This is a genomic window from Niallia sp. Man26 (assembly GCF_022049065.2).
Lineage (GTDB): Bacteria > Bacillota > Bacilli > Bacillales > Cytobacillaceae > Niallia.
In genome coordinates this window covers 475,356-495,773 of the sequence record NZ_CP095743.1, presented here as the reverse complement: position 1 = coordinate 495,773, position 20,418 = coordinate 475,356, and the positions used below count along the sequence as shown (strand labels likewise).

The 20,418-nt window shown below is 40.1% G+C and carries 19 protein-coding genes and 1 riboswitch; all 19 genes read right to left on the bottom strand.

The window, feature by feature from the left end:
* Positions 1–108: 108 nt before the first annotated feature.
* Entirely contained in the window at positions 109–756 is a 648-nt protein-coding gene (locus tag L8T27_RS02505) for a PspA/IM30 family protein (protein ID WP_233316297.1), read from the bottom strand.
* 21 nt (positions 757–777) lie between these two features.
* The gene (locus tag L8T27_RS02500) at positions 778–1,149 is read right to left on the bottom strand and encodes a lmo0954 family membrane protein (RefSeq protein ID WP_311315973.1); all 372 of its coding nucleotides are present in this window, start codon (positions 1,147–1,149) and stop codon (positions 778–780) included.
* 149 nt (positions 1,150–1,298) lie between these two features.
* Complete coding sequence (locus tag L8T27_RS02495) at positions 1,299–2,303, bottom strand: ThiF family adenylyltransferase (RefSeq protein WP_233316296.1); 1,005 nt, start codon at positions 2,301–2,303, stop codon at positions 1,299–1,301.
* Positions 2,300–3,067, bottom strand: a complete 768-nt coding sequence (locus tag L8T27_RS02490) for a thiazole synthase (RefSeq protein ID WP_233316295.1) — start codon at positions 3,065–3,067, stop codon at positions 2,300–2,302. Before L8T27_RS02490 ends, L8T27_RS02495 begins: the two co-directional genes overlap by 4 nt.
* A 5-nt stretch (positions 3,068–3,072) precedes the next feature.
* On the bottom strand, positions 3,073–3,276 hold the full coding sequence (thiS, locus tag L8T27_RS02485; protein ID WP_233316294.1) for a sulfur carrier protein ThiS: 204 nt from the start codon (positions 3,274–3,276) through the stop codon (positions 3,073–3,075).
* A 3-nt stretch (positions 3,277–3,279) separates the two neighbouring features.
* A complete protein-coding gene (thiO, locus tag L8T27_RS02480) occupies positions 3,280–4,401 on the bottom strand; it encodes a glycine oxidase ThiO (RefSeq protein ID WP_233316293.1) in 1,122 nt (373 codons plus the stop codon).
* Positions 4,382–4,996, bottom strand: a complete 615-nt coding sequence (locus tag L8T27_RS02475) for a thiamine phosphate synthase (protein ID WP_237940668.1) — start codon at positions 4,994–4,996, stop codon at positions 4,382–4,384. Before L8T27_RS02475 ends, thiO begins: the two co-directional genes overlap by 20 nt.
* Before the next feature lie 144 nt (positions 4,997–5,140).
* Positions 5,141–5,250, bottom strand: a riboswitch (TPP riboswitch).
* 94 nt (positions 5,251–5,344) lie between these two features.
* Positions 5,345–6,541 carry a Ger(x)C family spore germination protein gene (locus L8T27_RS02470; RefSeq protein WP_237940666.1) on the bottom strand — a complete coding sequence of 399 codons (1,197 nt, stop codon included), beginning with the start codon at positions 6,539–6,541 and terminating at the stop codon, positions 5,345–5,347.
* The gene (locus tag L8T27_RS02465) at positions 6,538–8,136 is read right to left on the bottom strand and encodes a spore germination protein (RefSeq protein ID WP_233316290.1); all 1,599 of its coding nucleotides are present in this window, start codon (positions 8,134–8,136) and stop codon (positions 6,538–6,540) included. Before L8T27_RS02465 ends, L8T27_RS02470 begins: the two co-directional genes overlap by 4 nt.
* Entirely contained in the window at positions 8,133–9,251 is a 1,119-nt protein-coding gene (locus L8T27_RS02460) for a GerAB/ArcD/ProY family transporter (protein WP_233316289.1), read from the bottom strand. Before L8T27_RS02460 ends, L8T27_RS02465 begins: the two co-directional genes overlap by 4 nt.
* A 39-nt stretch (positions 9,252–9,290) precedes the next feature.
* Positions 9,291–10,415, bottom strand: coding sequence for a GerAB/ArcD/ProY family transporter (locus L8T27_RS02455; protein WP_233316288.1), 1,125 nt, complete (start codon positions 10,413–10,415; stop codon positions 9,291–9,293).
* 37 nt (positions 10,416–10,452) lie between these two features.
* The gene (locus L8T27_RS02450) at positions 10,453–10,689 is read right to left on the bottom strand and encodes a hypothetical protein (protein ID WP_233316287.1); all 237 of its coding nucleotides are present in this window, start codon (positions 10,687–10,689) and stop codon (positions 10,453–10,455) included.
* Between the two features lie 130 nt (positions 10,690–10,819).
* A complete protein-coding gene (locus L8T27_RS02445) occupies positions 10,820–11,959 on the bottom strand; it encodes a DEAD/DEAH box helicase (RefSeq protein ID WP_233316286.1) in 1,140 nt (379 codons plus the stop codon).
* Between the two features lie 205 nt (positions 11,960–12,164).
* Positions 12,165–12,863, bottom strand: coding sequence for a GTP pyrophosphokinase (locus tag L8T27_RS02440; RefSeq protein ID WP_233316285.1), 699 nt, complete (start codon positions 12,861–12,863; stop codon positions 12,165–12,167).
* A 191-nt stretch (positions 12,864–13,054) separates the two neighbouring features.
* Positions 13,055–14,905: an ABC transporter ATP-binding protein gene (locus tag L8T27_RS02435; RefSeq protein ID WP_237940665.1), complete on the bottom strand. Its 1,851-nt coding sequence runs from the start codon at positions 14,903–14,905 to the stop codon at positions 13,055–13,057.
* The gene (locus tag L8T27_RS02430; protein ID WP_237940664.1) at positions 14,898–16,628 is read right to left on the bottom strand and encodes an ABC transporter ATP-binding protein; all 1,731 of its coding nucleotides are present in this window, start codon (positions 16,626–16,628) and stop codon (positions 14,898–14,900) included. The genes L8T27_RS02435 and L8T27_RS02430 overlap by 8 nt, the downstream gene beginning before the upstream one ends.
* Positions 16,629–16,847: 219 nt before the next feature.
* Positions 16,848–18,470, bottom strand: coding sequence for an ABC transporter substrate-binding protein (locus L8T27_RS02425; protein WP_233316282.1), 1,623 nt, complete (start codon positions 18,468–18,470; stop codon positions 16,848–16,850).
* Between the two features lie 48 nt (positions 18,471–18,518).
* A complete protein-coding gene (gene opp4C / locus L8T27_RS02420) occupies positions 18,519–19,445 on the bottom strand; it encodes an oligopeptide ABC transporter permease (RefSeq protein ID WP_233316281.1) in 927 nt (308 codons plus the stop codon).
* 16 nt (positions 19,446–19,461) lie between these two features.
* Positions 19,462–20,412 carry an ABC transporter permease gene (locus L8T27_RS02415; protein ID WP_233316280.1) on the bottom strand — a complete coding sequence of 317 codons (951 nt, stop codon included), beginning with the start codon at positions 20,410–20,412 and terminating at the stop codon, positions 19,462–19,464.
* Positions 20,413–20,418: the final 6 nt, after the last annotated feature.

The window sequence follows — 20,418 nt, the reverse complement described above, 5'->3', positions numbered from 1 at the left end:
CTTCATGGTGGCTACGCCCTTCCGGCTATAGATATAATTTCATTCCCGTCTTATCTATACTCGGAAAGGCGTATAAAAAACCTACGCCTTTTAAGAATATCATTTTTTTCAAGATGTGAAAGTTTCATCTTTCTTTTCCTCTAGCTTTTTTTCTAGGATTGCGATTTTTTCATCAATTGTATGCTGGTAATAATTGTTCGTAATCTTCTTATCTAAGCCTTCAATATATGTTTCCAGTTCATCGAATCTTGTTGGTTGACCTTCTTTTCCTTGTTCATTTGTAACTTTATCAATTGTATAGGAAGCTCTTGTCATGTTTTCCTTGCCCATCAGTTCAAGGCGGCGGATATTCATATCCTTTAGCTTATGCTTCATCAAGGCGTATTTTGCCTCAAGCTCACTTGTCTGCTGGTCTGTGATTTTCAGTGATTCCATCAAGCGGACAATTCTTTCTTCATAATGATGCTGCTCTGTTTGAGCAAAGGCAAACAGCTCTTCTTCCCCTGCTTTTGATGCGATTTCTGCTTGATTTTTACGTTTTGCTGCTAGCTCCTCAGCCTCTTTAAGCTCCTTTGTGAACGCTTCTTTCAATACATATTGGCGCTTTACAAGCCCTTTTACCTTTTCTGTCTCTTTTTCACATTCTTTTAAATATTGATTGAGCAGAGCAAGAGGGTTCTTGTTCTCTTTTTTATCCAGCACTTCATTGATATCTGCCATTACTGCATTTTTGATTCTTTCTAATAGTTTTGCCATAATTATTTTCCTCTTTTCTGTTTAGTTTTTGTTAAGTTCAGACCATTGCTTCTCAAAATTCTGGAACGGATCATCAGAGGTATTGATTTTTTCTGTGACACTCGGCTTTTTCCACTTTTTAATTACTAAAAACAGGATGTACGCTGCAGCTAAACCAAGTATTGCAGGAAGATTACTTGCAGTGATACAGAGTAATATGATGCCTAATGCTCCCCATCCTATCTTCGCTCCTGTATGCCCTGCCTTTAAAAATTGCTTGAACACAAGGTACAGCAATGCTCCGCTTATAATCAGCCCAACTAGAGGGCCTAACTGTGACAGAAGGATAATTGCCGCTGTCGCCCCGATAAGAACTAAACCTACTTTTTTCATTTCATCAATCTCTCCTTTCATTTCATACTCCTATCATAGCTTTCAGCACGTTTTTTCATAACGTGCTTCCGCTTGATTTCTCTCTAAGACTTGAGGCTTAGTGGATGCTCAGCTTTCTGGCGGCATAAAAAAAAGACCTTCTCTTCAAAAGGTCTTTAGGCTGGCATTAATCAGCCAACGAGTCTGCTGTAAATGGCTCTTGCCCTTGAGCGCTCATCAGTGCCATGGATAATGGCACGTCCGTCTTTAAATAGGACAACCCTGTGCTTTTCAAACTCACAAGCGAGTAAATAGGGATTAACAATCATATGTTCAACAACATGCTGAATGCTTTTAGCAAGGGCATCCAAATCAAAGCTTTGTGAAACTCCCGGCCGGATTTGAATGGCATCCCTGCCGCATAATATATCTGTTTTCGTTTGATTACCTGTGTCCAAATAGGAGAATAACCTTTGGCTACATGCGGGACAATGAGGGTCTTTCAGTTTATCGGCATGAATCTCTGCCTTTTGCATACTCCAAATATCATAGGATACGAGTATCGGTTCGACTGCCTTGCCTGAGAGAACCCTCAGCGCGTATGCAGCCTGAAAAGCTGCGACAAGCTGGACAATAGGACTGATAATTCCAGCACTGTCACATGTTTCTGTTTGTGCTGGGAGCTGCTCGATAATACAGTGCAAGCACGGTGACTCACCAGGAATGACAGGGTATGTCAGCCCATAGCTGCCGACACAGGCACCGAATATATATGGTATATTCATTTTTACAGCAGCATCGTTGATGATAAGTCTTGTTTCAAAATTATCCATTCCATCGATAATAATGGAAGCTCCCTTAATCATTTCTTCTATATTCTTGCCTGTTATGTCCTCAACCCGGCAATCAATCTGCACATCACTGTTTACCTGTTCTAGTCTCCGTTTTGCAGCAATTGCCTTTGGCAGCTTTAATGCTGCATCTTCCTCTGTGTAAAGCTGTTGTCTTTGTAAATTGCTCCATTCCACATAATCTCTATCGATGATTGTCAGCTTTTTAACGCCTGCTCTTGTCAGCATCTCTGCTGTCGATGAACCGAGTGCCCCCACACCTAAAATAACGGCATGACTTTCCTGCAATCTCTTTTGACTCGATTCCCCAATAAACAGCTCTTGCTTTTTATATTTGCCAATCATGAGGTCACCAGTCCGCTTGCCGGGCTGCTCGCTTCTCCATATTTCTTCATCGCCATTCTCCCCGCTTCAAAGCCTAGTCTTCCTGCCTCAATCGCCAGGCTCATGGCTCTTGCCATCTTCACAGGATCTTCTGCATTGGAAACTGCCGTATTAAGTAGCACTCCGTCTGCCCCAAGCTCCATGGCAAATGCTGCATCCTTTGGAGAACCAACGCCAGCATCGACAATTACAGGGATTTTTGATTGCTCGATAATCAGACTGATATTTAGCGGATTAATTATCCCTCTGCCTGAGCCGATTGGTGCCGCACCTGGCATGACAGCATGGACTCCCAATTCCTCAAGGCGCTTAGCGAGCACCACATCATCAGAAGTGTAAGGCAAAACAGTAAATCCTAATTCAAGCAGCTTCTCTGAAGCCTTCAATGTTTCAACAGGATCTGGCAGCAGTGTTTTGCTGCAGCCGATTATTTCTACTTTCACCATGTCACAAAGACCTGAAGCTTTTGCAAGCTTCGCAATTCGTACTGCTTCTTCTGCATTTTTTGCTCCAGCCGTATTCGGCAACAAGGCATATTTCGTCAAATCCAATTTCTCCAGGAAGTTAGGCTGAGATTCTTCAAACACATTCATTCTTCTGAGTGCAAATGTTAATATTTCTGCACCGGATACTGCTACTGCTTCCTTTTGGATATCATATGATGGATATTTACCTGTTCCTAGCAATAATCTTGACTGAAATGTACGGTTACCTATTTTCATCATTTATTTCATCCTCCTCCGACAAAATGAATAAGCTCTAAAATATCCTTCTCTGTAAGTGCTGTAGATTGATAGGTTTCTTTCTTAATAATTTCTCTGTTTAATTCAGCTATAACCATTCGATCCTGCAAACCATACCAAACTAGTAAATCTTGCAATGTTCCTATATCATCAGGAACATCTATGCTTTTCCCATTTAGCTGTATATTCATTTCTTACACCCTCTCCATTTGGGAATGCTCTGCTCTGTCGATTCTGAATGCCTTCAGCCAAAGCTCATTCACCTTTCTTCCCATTATTAAATCTGTTATCATCATCCCTGTTGCTGGTGCCATTAAGATGCCGTTTCTCTGGTGGCCAGCAGCAAAGTATAACCCTGTGGTTTCAGGATGCTCACCGATAAAAGGTCTTTTGTCGAAGGATTGCGGCCTTAACCCTGCCCAAAACCTGCTTGGGCGCATTAATGCAAGCTCTGGCATCATTTTCCGTGCCTTCTCCATGATTTCCTGTATGCCGCCAAAGCTCGGCAACTCATTCCAATCATTCCATTTCTGTGTTGCACCTATTACTAGCTGATTATTATTTCTTGGCACAATATAGCTCTTTTCATGAAATAAAGTTTTGCTCAAAGGCAATCGGTCATTGATAACAGAGAGGCACTCGCCTTTAACAGGAACTAAGGCATTTCCAAGTCCAAATTTAGCAAAAAACTTATTTGTCCATACTCCAGAGGCAATGATTACTTTTTCCGCATAGAAATCACCTTTCGTAGTTTTTATAAGATACTCACTGCCAAATCGCTCCACTTCAAGCACAATCGTATGTTCAAAGATTTGTGCACCTAGCTGATAGGCACCTTTGCTGAATCCGTTACAAGCAGATATCGGCGTGACATGGACATCGTCTTTCATATATACAGCACCGAAGATGTCTTGGCTAACATGCTTCTCTATTTCCCAAACTTCCTCTGCAGACAGCCATGAAACAGAAGGTAAGTGAAGAACAGAATTAAATTTTTTCTTTTCCTCCTCTGAATAGACTAGATTAAGAATCCCTCCCTTTTTCAATTCAATATCAATCCCGCAAGTCTCTTTTAACTGCAGCGACAACTGGTTATATAAATTGTGGCTGTCTGCGACAAATGGATACAGTTCTTTAAATTCCTCCCATTCAGAATGGGCACCCAGCATTCCTGCTGCAGCGCTTGTTGTTTTCCCGCCAATCTCATTTGCCTCGAATACGGCAGTCTGAATGTTTTCACTGGATAGATGATAAGCAATTGCACTGCCGATAATGCCGCCGCCAATAACAGCAGCTTCAAATTTTCGTGTTTGCATACTCTTTGCACCTTTCTTGATACTTTTTTGCGGCGAGCTTTGGACTTTCTGCAGCAAAAATCCCTGACATAACGCAAATCCCATCAGCACCGCATTCATACAGCCCAGCCACTTTGTCCTCACTTATCCCGCCGATTGCATATACAGGAAGCTTGACTGCCTGCTTGATTTCTTGCAATGTCTTTATTCCATTAGGAGGCATCCCCTTTTTACTGTCCGTTTCATAGCAATGTCCGTAAATAATATAATCTGCCCCTTCCTTTTCTGCTTCTAGTGCTGCCTTAAGGCTATGTACTGATTTCCCGGCGAGCTGGCATGCTGTCCTTCGGCGCGTCCTTTCAATCAGAAACCCCTTTTCGGGAAGATGAACATGAAGCATATTGGCTAAAAGCAGGATTTCTTCCCTTCCATTGATAACTATTTTTCGTTTATCTGCCCCTCCTGCCAAAAGCTGTTTACAAAGACAATATATCTCCAGCATCGATTTAGACTTTTCTCTTATATGAATAAAATCAACATAATCATGAATCTCCAGTATTTTAGTGCATGTTTCCTCTACTGAATAAGCATCATTTGTTATGGCAATAAGCTTCATTTCATCAATAACCACCTTTACCTATGAAATTACTCAACTTTAATTGGTAGCCATCCCTCCAATCCTCCCTTTTTCCAATAAAAAAAGCCACTTTATCCCATAGGAAAGTGGCTTTTGATTGTATGAACAGTAAAAAGTACATAACAAAACAATCTTCCACTTTCCTACGCAGGTACGAACCTGTTCAGGTTATGAGGGTTTAAAAGTAGCTACTTTATTCTCAGCCCTTATCAAGGGATCCCCTAGTGATGATTTCTCATTTAATTTTCGTTTGTACATACAGAATATCATATCTATTTCATATTTCAAGCAATTATATTAAATTTTGGGAATCATTATTATTTTTCGTTATTTCTCTACTTCGTCAAGGAAACTGTCTGACCTGATTCCTGTCCTTCTTAAGATGAACTCAAAGTCCACATTTACTTTGGCCTCTGAAAAGTATTTGTTCCAGTCGTCCTTTATCTTTGCAAACTGGTCATTATGCTGCCTTCTCATCATTTCTCCGAATCCAAATATATCCAGCCCATATTCATTTTGCATTTTTTCGACTGTGCTTTTAATTTTTTCTGATGCATCTTTACTGACAAGGTCTTCATACTTTTGAAAGGTCTCTATTTTATCCAATGCTTTAAAGCATTGTGTGCCTTCAATATAGCCTTCTGCTTTAATATTGATGTTGAATTCAGGTATTACTCCATCCATTTTCGTCTGGACATCTGTTGTTGAGTGGATAATTCTCACAGCACTATATTCATCATCCCCGCATTGTACTGTCAAGGTTGTATTTTGAAATTTATTTGTTATCCATAAATACACTCGAGTGTCCTCTATTGGCAAAAAGCCGACTAGCTTCTTTTTGTCAAAAACCGCAAGGGAATCAACTAGTACGATTGCTTCTGGTGTAACATTATTCATATTTTCAACAGTTGCTCCAACTTTCTTGTCTCCTTGTACAACTACTGCATTTAAAATTGCTTCCTTCCCTTCTAAAGTGATGTCATTGATAAAGTCATTTATTCTCATATCCGGATCTCCGCCCCAGTCTTGGAACATGTTTTCAAGCTGTGTCGACAACTTCAGAGAAGAGGATTTCCTGTAGAGATTTGTCACCTTTAACACATCGGACGCTTTCGTGTCCTTTGCAATTAGAATTTTGAAGTCATCACGAAGCTCCCTGTTTCTTTCTAAATAATCAATAAAATCAATCATCCCAGTCCTTGCTACATCTTCTCCAATAACGAGGAGCTTCATATGAGAAAAAACAAGGTATTGAGCATAATACTGGCTGAATTGATGACTGATTTCCGATAAGGTCTCTCCTTCAATCGTTTCTACTAATGCAGGAGCATTGCCTCCGCTCGTCCGTGAATTCAATTCTGCTGCATTTAATGCCTCTACCGTCACTTTATATTTGCCGTCATCTCCTCTATCAACCGCCATCCCTGAAACGAGTTTAATTTCTGACAGTTCCTTCCGATCCCAGCAGCCACTCAAAAGGAAAACAATCATAATGGAGATAAGCAGTTTTCCATAAAGCTTCAATCCCCGCTTCCTCCTTTCGTCTGTTTAGGAGGAGATGGTGAACCTTGCGGCTTTTGCTTATCTGTGCTGCTAGGACTTAAATAGGCAGGCCGCTTATTTTGAAACCAGATTGGCGTGCGAATAAATATATCCTTTTGATCCTCGACAATAAACGGTGCAACTGGCGCCAAGTACGGCACACCAAAGGAACGGAGCGAGCTAAGGTGGGCAACCATAAATATCAGCACAAGTAATACTCCATACAATCCGAGTATCGATGCAACAATAATAAGCACGAACCGTATCAACCGGGAGGCATTCGCAAAGCTGTAATTCGGAAAGACAAAGTTAGCAATCGCTGTGATCGCTACAATAATTACCATAATATTAGAAATGATTCCCGCTTCTGCTGCAGCTTGCCCGATTACCAATGCTCCAACGATGGATACTGTCTGACCTACTGCCCTTGGCATGCGGACACCGGCCTCACGGAGAATTTCAAAGGTTATCTCCATAATAAATACTTCAATAACTGCCGGGAACGGCACACCCTCCCGCTGGGCAATTACGCTTAACAGCAAAGTTGTCGGCAAAAGCTCTGGGTGGAAGGTTAATACTCCTACATAGGCAGAAGGCATCAGCAAACCAATCATAAACGACAGGTATCGGATCATCCTGATAAAGCTGGACATGAAATAATTCTGGTAATTATCCTCAGATGAAATAAAGAAATCTGTCAGTACGGCAGGCACCAGCAAAATAAACGGTGTCCCGTCGGTTATGATAGCGATTTTTCCATCCAAAAGCGCTGAGCAGACTGAATCCGGCCGCTCTGTATTCAAAGCCAGAGGAAAGACAGTCGCCGATTTATCCTGAATGAGCTCTTCTATGTTCGCAGATTCAAAAACAGCGGAAATATTAATATCTTTTATTCGTTTCCGCACCTCTTCTAATATCTTTTCATTCACAACCCCTTTTATGGAGCCGACATACACACTCGTTCTCGTTTCATTTCCTACCTTGAATTTCTCAAACTGGAGATTATGGTTTTTTATCCTTTTCCGGATTAAATTAATGTTGGTTGATATGTCCTCAACAAATGCATCCTTTGGACCTCTTACAACTGTTTGTGTAGTCGGCTCCGAAACGGTTCTTCCTTCACTGTTGATGAAGCTGATAGTGAGTGCAGCCGGTATCCCTTTTATAACAACAGCAATTCTTCCCTCAAGAATTGTCTCTGTCATTTCACTGATTGTATTAATAAGTTTATAGCCTGACACACCAAAAGCTTTTTTCCCAAATGCTCGCAATTCTTCTTCACTCGTAATCTTAATATCCTGTTCAACAGGACTTTCCAAAGTTTGTCCAAGCATATCCTTGAGAAAGTCGGTATTGATGACCGTGTCTAAATAAAAAATAATCGCTTCTGACTTACCTACTAATACATCATCTGCCTTTAAATCTGCTGTATTGCCAAAAATCCTTTTAATCTCGTCCTTCACGGTTTCAAAGCTGATTTCTTTCATTTCAATTTCTTCCGCTTTTGTCGGTTTCGTATTAGAAGGTATTTGTTTTTTGCTGTTGATGGAAAGCAGTTTTTTCAAGAACTTCTTCATGCTTTTGCCTCCTTGCCTGAGCCTCGGTCTTTCCTCCACTTTTTAAACAGTAATGTGGCCAGCACTAAAATTGGGAACCCATATTCCAATGGCAGATGTAAGATAAATATATCCACATAAAGACCCTCTTTTATATGGTCTGCAAAGTCATTACTAATAAAAACAGCGAAGATCGAGACGATGCAGGCAACTGGGATAGAAAAAAACCGGTATGGCTTATTGAATACATACTCTAATCCTTTGAGACCGCCATAAATAAAGACAGAGCTCTTAATTAAAATTCCGAGCATGATAATGAAGACGACTAATGCATCAATCCGTTCAATAAATTCACCAATACTCACAAGCCTCGCTGCACTAAGCAGAGGAAAATTGGAACGAAGAGCGATGTTTTCCCCTAAAGATGTGACGATTAAAAACACAGACAGAAGCAGCAGGAAACTAGCAATGGTAACACCCATAAGGCTTACTTTCCTGCTGTACTTGAAGTTCGTCACATCTGCAAGGACCACTGTGAATGCAATCAGCTCCCCAAAGGGAAAAACAGAGATAGAGGGAATGATTGCTTTCAGGATTGGCATAAAACCGGTTGAAGCAACTGGCTGAAGATTGTCCAGCTCAATATTTCCGCTCCCATACAAGAAAATAAACAACAAGAGCATGAAGGCAAATGTATATGGTGTAAAGATTTCAGAGGTTCGTCCCAACACTTCAATCCCCATATAGAGGATATAACCTATGACAAGGACAGGCAGAACTACTGTAACTTCAATGGGCGTTAACGGAAGAATCGCTGCTGAAATCAGCTCTCCAAAATCTCTAATTACCCGGCATGCTATATACAAAAAGTAGCAAATATATACGAGAGACATAACGACTGCTACAGGTCTGGAAAAGCAAATTTCCATTATTTCAAAGAGGTTTTTTCCAGGCTGCAAAGACAGTAAAAAATAATAAGCAGACATGATGAGGATTCCGATAAAAAAGCCTGCAATTACGACCATCCATGCATCCCGCTTCGCCTCTAACCCTACTCCGACTACAATAGCGCTGCCGAGCAGGAAATTTATAACTAATGTGATTAATTGGCTTAATGAAATATTTTCCTTTAGCATACGCTCAACACCTTATGGATTATTGCACAGCAAATTACTTTACATATTCCTTTCCTTCATCTGTTTGCCATTGTTTTTCCCTCTCCATTTTTTAAAGAGCAGGATAACTAATAACAATGCAGGCAGCCCAAATTGCAGCGGTACATGCAGCAAGAAAGGATTGGAAAGCAGTCCTTCGTTAATATGATCGGAATAGCCTTTTGCAATAAAAATCGAGAATAGTGAAATTAAACATGAAACGGGAATTGCAAAAAAGCGAAATGGAATCGAAAATACATACTCTAGTCCCTTCAATCCTCCATATATGTAAATAGAGCTTTTCACTAATGTCCCTAGCACCATTGTAAAAACAACGATTGCATCAACCCGCTGAATGAATTCCCCAATAGAGATAAGACGGGCAGCGCTCAACAGCGGGAAATTAGAACGAAGAGCAATATTTTGACCTAACGCCAGAATAATCAGCATAGATGATGCTATCAGCAAAAGGCTGGAAATAATCATGCTGGACATTACGACTTTGGCGCTCTGATCTAATCTGGATACACTCGGAAGGATGAATGTTAAAATAAGCAGCTGGCCATATGGACGTACGAGTTCATAAGGAAAAATCACCTTCCATAAAGGGCTGAATCCTTCTCCTAAAACAGGTTTGACATTTGTCATATCCAGGTTTTTCCCCGAATATAAAAACACAATTAATAGGACCATAAAAATAATCGCATATGGTGTGAATATCTCAGATGTCCTTGCCAGCACCTCAATCCCTAAATAGAGCACATAACCTATCACAAGTAGCAGTGTAAAAGTACTGAATTCAATGGGAGTGGTCGGCAGTACCGTCGCAGATATCAATTCTCCAAAGTCTCTTATAATCCGGCAAGCATAGTACAAGAAATAAATGATGTACACGAAGCTAATACATATTGCTATCGGTCTTTTAAAGCAGTACTCAAACATCTCATACAAATTTTTCCCAGGAAGCAGTGAGCTTAAATATAAATAAAACATAGTGATGAAAATCCCAAAGCCAAATGCAATAAAGAGAGCAATCCATGCATCCTCTTTTGCGTCTAATGCAAGTCCGAAAACAATGGAGCTGCCAATTTGAAAATTGAATACTAATGCTGCTAATTGGCTTAAAGAAATGTTCTCTTTGAGCATTGGACTCCACTTCCTTTAGTTTTTAACATAAATAGTTTCAAGCATTGGTTTTGTTTCCCTGCAGCTTCTTTTTCAGCCTCCTGAAATCAACCACTACAGACCAGATAAAGCCAAAGCCTGCTGTTAAGACAATAGTGATTGCTCCTGCTCCAACTTCAGCCTTATATATGTTCATAAAGCAATTCTTTAGGCTGTCATGAAATACGAACATATCTAAAATCAGGGTAAGGCTTCCCATCATGCCAATCAGCAATAAATAAACAAATGTAACCATATTAATTCACCTGCAAAATATTATTCTTGTCTTATCTTGTGAAAATTCTCCAATATTATGTAGTAAAAATTTGCAGGCATAAAAATAAAAAAATGCCGCTAATTTTTTAGCGGCATTTGAGTTGATTATTTTATTGTACGTCTGTAATTTCACCTTGATAAAAAACTTTGCGTTTGAGGGGAAGTTTTAATTCTTTCAGCATTTGCTTCAATTCCCGTTCTTCTCTTTCTGTTACAAGGCTGATGACTGTACCTTCTTTACCGAATCGTCCTGTTCGGCCGGAACGGTGAATATATTGGGTCTTGTCTTTTGCAAAATCAAAATGCACAACATGGGTTATATTTTGGATATCTAGCCCGCGTGCTGCAACATCTGTTGCCAGCAGCATACTCGTTTTGCCAGACCGGAACAGTCTTGTATATTTTTGCCTGTCCATCTTGTTAAGATCACTATGGAGCTTGCTCGTTTTAATTTCCTTGAAGGCTAATTTTTCATGAAGCACATCTAAATTTCCAATGTCCTTAATAAAAACAAGCACCTTTGCATTTTCAAGACGAGAGATTTTCTCCATCAGTTTAATTTTGTCTCGATGCTCTGCCTGAAAATATATATGCTGCACATCTGCTGCTTCAATAGTAGTATCCTTTTTAACTCGAATAACTGCTGGATCTAAAAGCAGTTCCTTGCCAAGCGCTTCTGTTCTGTCTGTCAACGTTGCTGAGAACATTACAACCTGTCTTTCCTCTTTCTGTGTCGCTTTAATGATTTGGCGTACATATTCAATATGCTCTGGAACGAGAAGCTGATCAGCCTCATCAAGGACAATTGTTCTTACTTCATGCATTTTTAGCTTCTTTTGCTTAATAAGCTCCAAAGCCCTTCCAGGTGTGCAAATAGCAAGATGAGGATTTTTCTTCAGCTTTTCTAATTGCCTTTTTACATTAGCTCCGCCAATGAACGAAGCAGATCTCACACCGCTGTTCTCTCCCCATTTTTGAACCTCAGCCAGAATTTGCATAACCAACTCCTGAGAAGAGGCCAATATTACTGCCTGCATAGCCTTGGATTCTGCGTTAATCTTATTTAATACCGGCAGCAAGTATGCCAATGTTTTTCCCGTACCTGTTGGCGATTCAGCGATGATGTCCTTGCCATCTAAAATCTCCGGAATAGCCTTGTCTTGAATAGTTGTTGGTTTTTGAAAACCTTGTTTAGCCCAGTTTTCTTCTATAAATGGTTTCATCTTATTTAAAAGGGTTTGGTTACTCATTTTATTCTCCTTTTTCATTGCAGCTGCTGCTTTTTACTGTTCCTTTTTGTTATAAGGATTATGTTTATTAGAACATCTAAAGGTTCAAATACAAAAGCATCTCCTTATTATAAATTATTCTCGTAAAAATAGATATGCAATCATCGAAACAGCAGTTTAAGAAAAAAAGAAAGTCTGCTGAGAAATGCAGACTTTCTTTTTTAATTTAGACGAGGGTTTGAGCATCTCCAACTGTTTGGTAAATATCAACTCTATCTTTAATCTTTTTCATTTTAACGTCGAGTTCATGGGCCGCATCTGCTGCTTCTTTCAGTTCTGCAAGCAAATGGTTTGGTATGCCTTTATCAAATTTATAATAAATTTTATGCTCAAGGCTTGCCCAGAAGTCCATAGCTATTGTTCTTATTTGTACCTCTACATATACTTCTTCCATTCCATTGCTCAAAAACACAGGAATTTTAACAATTAAATGGAGACTTTTATAACCATTTGGTTTTGGGTTCTCAATATAATCTTTTACTTCTACGATTTTTATATCACTTTGTTTTTTCAGCATTTCATAAATGTCATAAATATCAGAGATGAAAGAGCAGGTAATTCGTACACCAGCTATATCGTGAATATGCTCTTTCGCATTTTCAACTGTAATGTCGAGACCTTTGCGGTTAAGTTTTACCATAATCCCGCGCGGATCCTTAATTCGTGATTTAATATGTTCAATCGGATTGTGATTGTGGATAAATTGAAATTCTTCATTTAATATTTTCAGTTTTGTATTAACTTCCTCTAAAGCAAAGCGATAGACGATTAAATTGTTTTTCCACTCTATCAGTTCATTTGAAAGGTCGTCTAAGCTCCAATCGTTTAGAGAAAGCAGTGATTCATTGTTGTTAGAGCGATCCATAAATCAATAAGTCTCCTTTGGTTTTCTATAAACCTTTTCTGCATTGACTCCAATATTCTTCAAAAGTTCGATAATCTGATCGATTGTTTTCATTTCAACCATTCACCTCTTCGAAATGTTAAGGGTGACAGGCACCTGTCTTTATTATAGAGAAAAATGACCGGTCAGTCAATTCCCCTTTTCTTGGTATTTTAAAGACCTTCAGCTCCATTTTCGCCAGAATTTGTCTGAAACTGGTTCTGGTTCAGTCGATAATAAAAGCCTTTTTTCAGCAATAACTCATCATGCGACCCTTTTTCAATGATCTCACCATTATTAAGCACTAGTATACAATCGGCATGCTTTATTGTGTTCAATCGATGAGCAACAACAAAGGAGGTTTTCTCCTTCATCAGCACCTGCAGCGCTTCTTGAATTTTCAATTCAGTTATTGTATCAATACTGCTCGTTGCCTCATCAAGTATAAGTATTTTAGGGTCAGCAAGGATTGCTCTAGCAATTGACAACAGCTGTTTTTGTCCTTGGCTGATGCTGTTCCCATCTGCTGCCAAAACCGTGTCGTATCCGTCCGGCAGACTATTGATAAAGCTGTGGGCATTTGCAAGCATGGCTGCTTCCTCTATCTCTTTATCGGTTGCATCCAGCCTTCCATAACGAATATTTTCTCTAATTGTCCCTGAAAATAAATAAGCATCCTGGAGAACAAAGCCCATATGGGAGCGTAGGCTCTCTCGTTTAATAGTGGTAAGGTCATAGCCATCGAGTTTGATTGTACCTTCTGTGGCATCATAAAATCGCGACAGAAGGTTAATGACCGTCGTTTTTCCTGCTCCAGTAGGACCGACAAGGGCAATCGTTTCACCTTGTTTAGCATGGAAAGAAACACCATTCAAAATGCCTTTATCTTCTTCATAAGCAAAAGACACATTTGAAAAAACAACATCACCCTTTACAGCTTCAAGAGAAAAGGCTGTGTTTTCATCCTTCTCCTCTTTCTGTTCATCAAGCACTTCAAATACTCTTTCCGCCCCAGCTATTGCAGATAATAATGTGTTGAACTGATTGGAAAGATCATTCAGAGGGCGGGTGAACTGCCGTGAGTATTCAACAAATATGACGATAACTCCGATAGAAATGTTTCCTGTTTTTAAAATGATTAGTCCGCCGACACCGACAATCAGTGCAAAACTGATATTATTGAGCATGTTCATCAGCTTTGGAATAAAGCCAGAATAAACTTGGGCCCAATAGCTAACATTTTTTAAGTTTTCACTTTTATCAACAAGGTCACTAATCATCCTGTCTTCTAGGGAAAAGGTTTTAACAATTCGCTGGCCTGAAATGGATTCCTCAATAAAACCGTTTAGATTCCCTAATTTATTCTGCTGTTCCTTAAAGAGCACTCCTGTTCTTGCCGTTATCCATTTCATCCCAAAATACATAACAGGTATTATCGTTAAACTCAGTACGGTGAGGAGAGGACTGAGCCAGAGCATGATGGAGACCGTTCCAATCAGTGTTAGAATACTCGAAAATATTTGGATAACAGAGCTGTTGAGTGTGGAGCTGACATTCTCAATATCATTTGTCACCCTGCTCATCAGCTCTCCATGCTGTCTTTTATCAAAATAGGCAATCGGCAGCTGGTGAAACTGTGCAAAAAGGTCAGTGCGAAGTCTGTACACCGTTGACTGGGATATGCCAATCATCCAATAGTTCTGCAAAAATAGGCTGGCAGAATAAAAGAAGTAGATGACCCCGAGTATAAGCAGCATCGTGCCAAGCCCGGTAAATTCTTTGTTTACAATATATTGATCGATTGATTTACCGACAAGATAAGGTCCTAATAAACCTAACAAGCAGCTTGCGGCTACAAGAAACAGCACAACAAAGAGTAGGCCTTTCTGGACAGCCATGTACCGCCATAAACGATACAGGGTTCTGCTCATGTTTCGGGGTTTTGCCTTCGCCTTTTTCTTTGTAGCCTTCCTACCTATTTCCGGCTTAGGATACAAAAAAGCATCGGTCAGGGTCTTAAACATGACTAGCCTCCTCCTTCCCTAACTGTGACTCAACTATTTGCAGGTAAAGTTTGTTTTCTTTCAACAGCTGTTCATGATGGGCATAGGCAAGAATTTTCCCTTCCTCCATCAGAAGAATCCGATTTGCCTTTCGTGCTGTTGAAATTTTTTGAGTAATTAAAAGTACAGTCGCATTATATGTGGAGATTGCCTGAAGCAGCTCTTTTTCTGTCTGCAAATCTAACGCACTTGTGCTGTCGTCCAAAAGCAATATTTTAGGATTTCTTACGAGTGCCCTTGCAATAGACAGTCTTTGCCTTTGTCCGCCAGACAAATTAATGCCTTTTTGGCCAATTCTTGTCTCATATTTCTTCGGCAGCTTCATAATTGTCTCGTGTATTTGTGCATCTTTAGCTGCCTTTACTATCATCTCATCAGAAGCAAAAGGGTTTCCCCACATGATATTTTCCTTTATTGTTCCTGTAAACAATAAGGAAACTTGCGGCACATAGCCAATCTGCTTTCTCAAGGAATCAAGATCATAATCAGTGATATCTGTGTCATCCATATAAACAGCACCCTTAGTCGGTTCAAAGAGTCTTGGTATTAACTGAAATAATGATGTTTTTCCTGCTCCGGTAATTCCCATGACAGCAATGACCTCATTGGGCTGTACAGTAAAGCTGATTTTCTCCAGTACATTTACTTTTGTATTCGGATAAGCAAAGGCAATATCTCGGAATGTTAATTTTCCGGTAATTTTCTTTTGCTGCTGAGAAGGATTCGCTTTATCATTGTCCTTTTCTTCCATCTCAAAAACCTCCTGCAGCCTGTCAGCTGATGCCTTACAGCGGGAAATCACCATAATGAGCATTGTGATGACAGATAGAGAAGAGGTAATTCTTAATGAGTAGTTGATAATGGCAACAACATCCCCCACCTGTGTCTCACCAGCAGCTATTTGGCCTGATCCCAGCCAAAGGATGGCAATTATACAGAGATTCATGATAAACAGCAAGAGCGGAACAGTGATTTCCATTACACGCAACGCTTTTTCTGTGCTTTGTTTTAAATCATCACTGGCAACAGTGAACCGATCGTTCTCAAAACGCTTTCGAGTATATGCCTTTATCAGCTTAACGGCGGTTAAGTTTTCAAGCATTACATTGTTCACGAAATCTAATTTACTCTGTACTTTCTTAAACAGCCTCCCGCCTTTACGGATTACCCATATAAACATCAGGATGATAACAGGAATAGTCACTGCAAGTATTAAAGCAAGCCTGGCGTTGACAGCAAAGGACATGATGATTCCGCCGACTATTAATAAGGGAGAACGGAGAAGGAAACGCAAGCTCATAAAAATCATATTTTGCAGCTGTGTAATATCGTTTGTCAGCCTTGTTATTAAGGAAGAACTGGAAAACTTGCTGCTGTTGGCAAATGTAAAGTATTGAATGATTGAATAGAGCTCTTTGCGGAGGCTGTAGCCGAAGTTCTGGCTGACATGGGCTGAATAAAATGTGTTGATAATTCCTGCTGCAAAGGCAAGCAGGGAAATACCGACAAGAATGCTTCCCCAAAAAATAACAGTGTCCGTATTTTGATGTGCCAATCCATCATCGATAATCTTTGCCATAATAAGAGGCTGGACAAGCTCTACTGCAAGTTCTGTCAGCATCAGAACTAATGCAACAGCGATGCTGACTTGATATGTCCGAAGTCTTTTAAATATTTTTGCCATGTTTCTCCTCCCGCCTTTTGTATAAACAATGTAACCGTTTTTAAATTCTTTAGGAAAACTAAATATTGCTATTATCATACCTCTTTTCCCCAAAATAGAAAACATAAGTTTATACCTATCTCAGCACTTTTTTAGGCAGGAGCAGCTCCGCTAAGTTTACGGTAAAAAGGCTGTAGAATTATTCTACAGCCCCCGCCTTAAATTTAAATTAATTTTTTATTATTCTGCTCCTGTCAGTGACCATTTATACATCTCATTATGGAAGCCAAATACTTTCGGTTCTCCGACAGCAACATCTTTTGATACTGCTCCAAAATCAAAATCGGAATAAAGGGTGAAGACTGGCAATTCCTCGCTCCAGATTGCCTGAAGCTGATTGTAAATTTCTTTACGCTTTTCTGTATCAGGCTCTTGTTTTCCTGCTAGAAGCAGCTTATCAACTTCAGGGTTGCTGTAGTTAGTATAGTTGCTTGTAGCGCCGCTACCATAAACAGTAGTCACATCAGGATCGATTGTATTCGTGAATCCCATAAGCAGCAAATCAAATTCGCCTGCTTTTGCTTTTGACATAATTGTCGGGAAATCATAAGTTGTTGTATTGAGTTTCAAGCCGATTGCCTCTAAGTTTTGGGCAATGATATCAGCAGACTGCTCACGAACTTTATTGCCAATCGGTACAACAAAATCAATTGTTTTGTTGAAATCCCATCCAGCTTCCTCTAACAATTGTTTTGCCTTTTCTGGGTCATATGTGTATGTTGCTAAATCCTTATCCAAGTAAGGGCTAATTGATGTATATGGTCCATCAACGATCTCTCCTTCACCCTTCAACAGCTGATCAACTATTTTCTCCCGGTCAATCGCATAAGCAATTGCTTGGCGGACTTTTTGATCAGTAATTTTTTCTGTGTTGAACATCATATTTTGATAGCCATATGTTTTATCTGTTTTTGTTGTTACATTTTCAAAGCCCTTCACTGTATCGAAATCCTGTACAGCAATCTTGCCGATACCGCCGGCAGCATTCATATTAATCTCACCTGTTTGAAGCTGTGCAACAAGGTTTGCTGCAGGCATAATCTTAACGAACATTTTATCAAGCTCTACTTCACCTAAATAGTAGTTGTCATTCTTTTCATACTCCACATATTGGTCCTTCGCATATTTCACGAATTTAAACGGCCCATTTGTTACTGTCGGTTTTTGCATGAAAGGATCCTTCTGCAAGTCTTCTGGAGCTACATCTTTTAAAACATGCTCTGGAAGAATCATAAATTTAGAGCCAAGCTGTTCTTTAACCATGTTTGGATCTACTGGTGTTTTTGTCTTAAATTGGATTGTTTTATCATCAACAATTGTTAAGGAAGGAATTTCTGTAACACCATCTGGGAACTTGCCGTTTTCGGTCAATCCGTCAATGATTGTCAAATATGTGCCGATTGCTGTTTCTGTTTTAGGGTTTGCCACAAGATTCATCGTGAACGCAACATCATTTGCTGTTACTGGCGTTCCGTCAGACCATTCTGCTTTATCATTCAGCTTAATGGTGAATGTTTGATTGTCTTCTGTTTCAAATGAATCTGCAAGCTTAGGAGTGAATTCCAGCGGCCCAGTCATTTCTAAAAACGTATCAAACATGAATTTTTCAAGCCATGAAGCAGCAATATCAGATGAATTAATAGGGTTGAAGCTGACTGGAGCATTTACTAGTCCGATATACATCGTGTTGTCTTTGGAGCCCCCTGCATTCGTGCCGCTGTTTGCTGCACCTGAACATGCTGACAATAAAAGCAGGACTGCAATCGCGATTAAGCCTAATCCTTTTCTGAATACATTCTTCATCTGTTTTCCCCCATTTATCTTTAGACTGTGTATATATATTCCCATCACTTACTTCAGGCTTTTTGGGTCCATTGCATCTCGCAGTCCGTCGCCCATAAAGTTAATGGAAAGCACGGAAAGCAAAATCATAATGCCCGGTGGAATCCAAAGCCATGGCTGTGATGCCAATACCGTTATTGATTGTGCTTCTGTCAGCATATTCCCCCAGCTCGCTGTAGGCGGCTGAACACCCATGCCGAGAAAGCTTAAAGAAGCTTCCATAATAATTGCCGAAGCAATCCCGAAGGTTGCATTTACTAAAATTGGGGCAATACAGTTTGGCAAGATATGCTGAAAAACAATTTTTGGTGTAGAAAAACCTAGAGCAACACCTGCCTTCACATAGTCCATCTCCTTAATGGAAAGGACGCTCCCCCTAACAAGCCGTGCAATCGACGGCCAACCAAGCAAGCCTAAAACCAGAATAACATTAATGAGCTTTGGCCCCATGATGCTTACCAAAACTAGAATGACCATCAAATAAGGGAACGACATGAAGACATCTGTAATACGCATAATGACCATATCTACCCATTTTCCAAAGTATCCAGCGATCGCACCTAAAATAGTACCGATGGCTACATAGATAACAACAGCACCGACGCCTACTGAAAGAGAAACTCTGGCAGCATATATCAATCGGCTAAATAAATCTCTGCCTACTTCATCTGTCCCAAGAATATGTTCAGCGCTTGGTGCCGCAGCGAATTCCCCTTCAACAGCATAAGGATTATGCGGGGCAATCAGCGGAGCAAATATTGCTAAAAGCACAATGAAACTGAAAATGATTAAACCGACAACAGCCAGCTTATGTTTAAAAAATCGTTTCGTAATTAGCTTTAGATAGCTTTCTTCATTGCCAAGCTCCTCTTTGACTGCAACTGGCAGCTGATTGATTGGCAGCTCTGTATCGAGCTTTACATTTGGTATACTCATCCTAATTCCTCCCCCCTTAGCTATATTTGATGCGCGGATCGACGACAGAATAAAGAATATCTGTGAGCAGATTGGAGAACAGTACAGCAAAAGCAGCCAGGAAGTTTATCGCCATTAATGTCGGATAATCTCTGGAGCTGATTGACTGGATTGTCAATTGTCCTAACCCGGGCCACTGGAAGATCTGTTCTGTTACAACTGCACCACCTATTAACACTGGTATTTCCATACCTATAATCGTGATTATTGGAATAAGGGCATTTTTCAAAGCGTGTTTATTTGTGACAATGAACTCCTTAAGCCCTTTTGCTCTGGCTGTTCTTAAATAATCCTGTCCCAGCACCTCAAGCATGCTGCTTCGAACGTATCGGACTGTGCTGCCTGCTATCCCTGTTCCTAATATGAGTGCCGGCAGCAAGAGGTGAACGAGTGTATCCATAAAGCCTCCGTCACTTCCAAGTGTAAACATTCCACCTGTAGGGAGGACACCTAGCACTAACGCAAACACATAAATCGCTCCGAGTCCTAGAAAAAAGCTTGGGATGGAAACACCTAAAAAGGAAAATGTTGTCGTTAAATAATCAATCCAAGAATACTGTCTTGTCGCACTGAGAATCCCAATCGGAATAGCAATAATATAGGCAATGACAAGTGCTGCCCCCATGAGGAGAAGCGTTGGCCCCACTCTTGTTAAAATAAGATCGAGCACTGGTTCATAGGTTGTATAAGAAAAACCAAAATCTCCGTGAAGCAGATTGCTAAGCCAGCGGAAGTATTGGACATAGATAGGATCATTAAGTCCGAGCGCCTCCTTCTTTGCTTCTGCATCCGCTTCTGTTGCATCTGGATTGAGGTACATGTCAACAGGGTTTCCGGGTGCCATATTAATGATGACAAAGTTAAATACCGTCACCCCAAACAATACTGGAATGGCAATTAATATTCTTCGGATAATGTACTGTAGCATTTATGA

Coding starts and splice junctions, on each gene's coding strand:
- L8T27_RS02505 (WP_233316297.1), bottom strand. CDS start 756: ATGGCAAAACTATTAGAAAGAATCAAAAATGCAGTAATGGCAGATATC.
- L8T27_RS02500 (WP_311315973.1), bottom strand. CDS start 1,149: ATGAAAGGAGAGATTGATGAAATGAAAAAAGTAGGTTTAGTTCTTATC.
- L8T27_RS02495 (WP_233316296.1), bottom strand. CDS start 2,303: ATGATTGGCAAATATAAAAAGCAAGAGCTGTTTATTGGGGAATCGAGT.
- L8T27_RS02490 (WP_233316295.1), bottom strand. CDS start 3,067: ATGATGAAAATAGGTAACCGTACATTTCAGTCAAGATTATTGCTAGGA.
- thiS (WP_233316294.1), bottom strand. CDS start 3,276: ATGAATATACAGCTAAATGGGAAAAGCATAGATGTTCCTGATGATATA.
- thiO (WP_233316293.1), bottom strand. CDS start 4,401: ATGCAAACACGAAAATTTGAAGCTGCTGTTATTGGCGGCGGCATTATC.
- L8T27_RS02475 (WP_237940668.1), bottom strand. CDS start 4,996: ATGAAGCTTATTGCCATAACAAATGATGCTTATTCAGTAGAGGAAACA.
- L8T27_RS02465 (WP_233316290.1), bottom strand. CDS start 8,136: ATGAAGAAGTTCTTGAAAAAACTGCTTTCCATCAACAGCAAAAAACAA.
- L8T27_RS02460 (WP_233316289.1), bottom strand. CDS start 9,251: ATGCTAAAGGAAAATATTTCATTAAGCCAATTAATCACATTAGTTATA.
- L8T27_RS02455 (WP_233316288.1), bottom strand. CDS start 10,415: ATGCTCAAAGAGAACATTTCTTTAAGCCAATTAGCAGCATTAGTATTC.
- L8T27_RS02450 (WP_233316287.1), bottom strand. CDS start 10,689: ATGGTTACATTTGTTTATTTATTGCTGATTGGCATGATGGGAAGCCTT.
- L8T27_RS02445 (WP_233316286.1), bottom strand. CDS start 11,959: ATGAGTAACCAAACCCTTTTAAATAAGATGAAACCATTTATAGAAGAA.
- L8T27_RS02440 (WP_233316285.1), bottom strand. CDS start 12,863: ATGGATCGCTCTAACAACAATGAATCACTGCTTTCTCTAAACGATTGG.
- L8T27_RS02435 (WP_237940665.1), bottom strand. CDS start 14,905: ATGTTTAAGACCCTGACCGATGCTTTTTTGTATCCTAAGCCGGAAATA.
- L8T27_RS02430 (WP_237940664.1), bottom strand. CDS start 16,628: ATGGCAAAAATATTTAAAAGACTTCGGACATATCAAGTCAGCATCGCT.
- L8T27_RS02425 (WP_233316282.1), bottom strand. CDS start 18,470: ATGAAGAATGTATTCAGAAAAGGATTAGGCTTAATCGCGATTGCAGTC.
- opp4C (WP_233316281.1), bottom strand. CDS start 19,445: ATGAGTATACCAAATGTAAAGCTCGATACAGAGCTGCCAATCAATCAG.
- L8T27_RS02415 (WP_233316280.1), bottom strand. CDS start 20,412: ATGCTACAGTACATTATCCGAAGAATATTAATTGCCATTCCAGTATTG.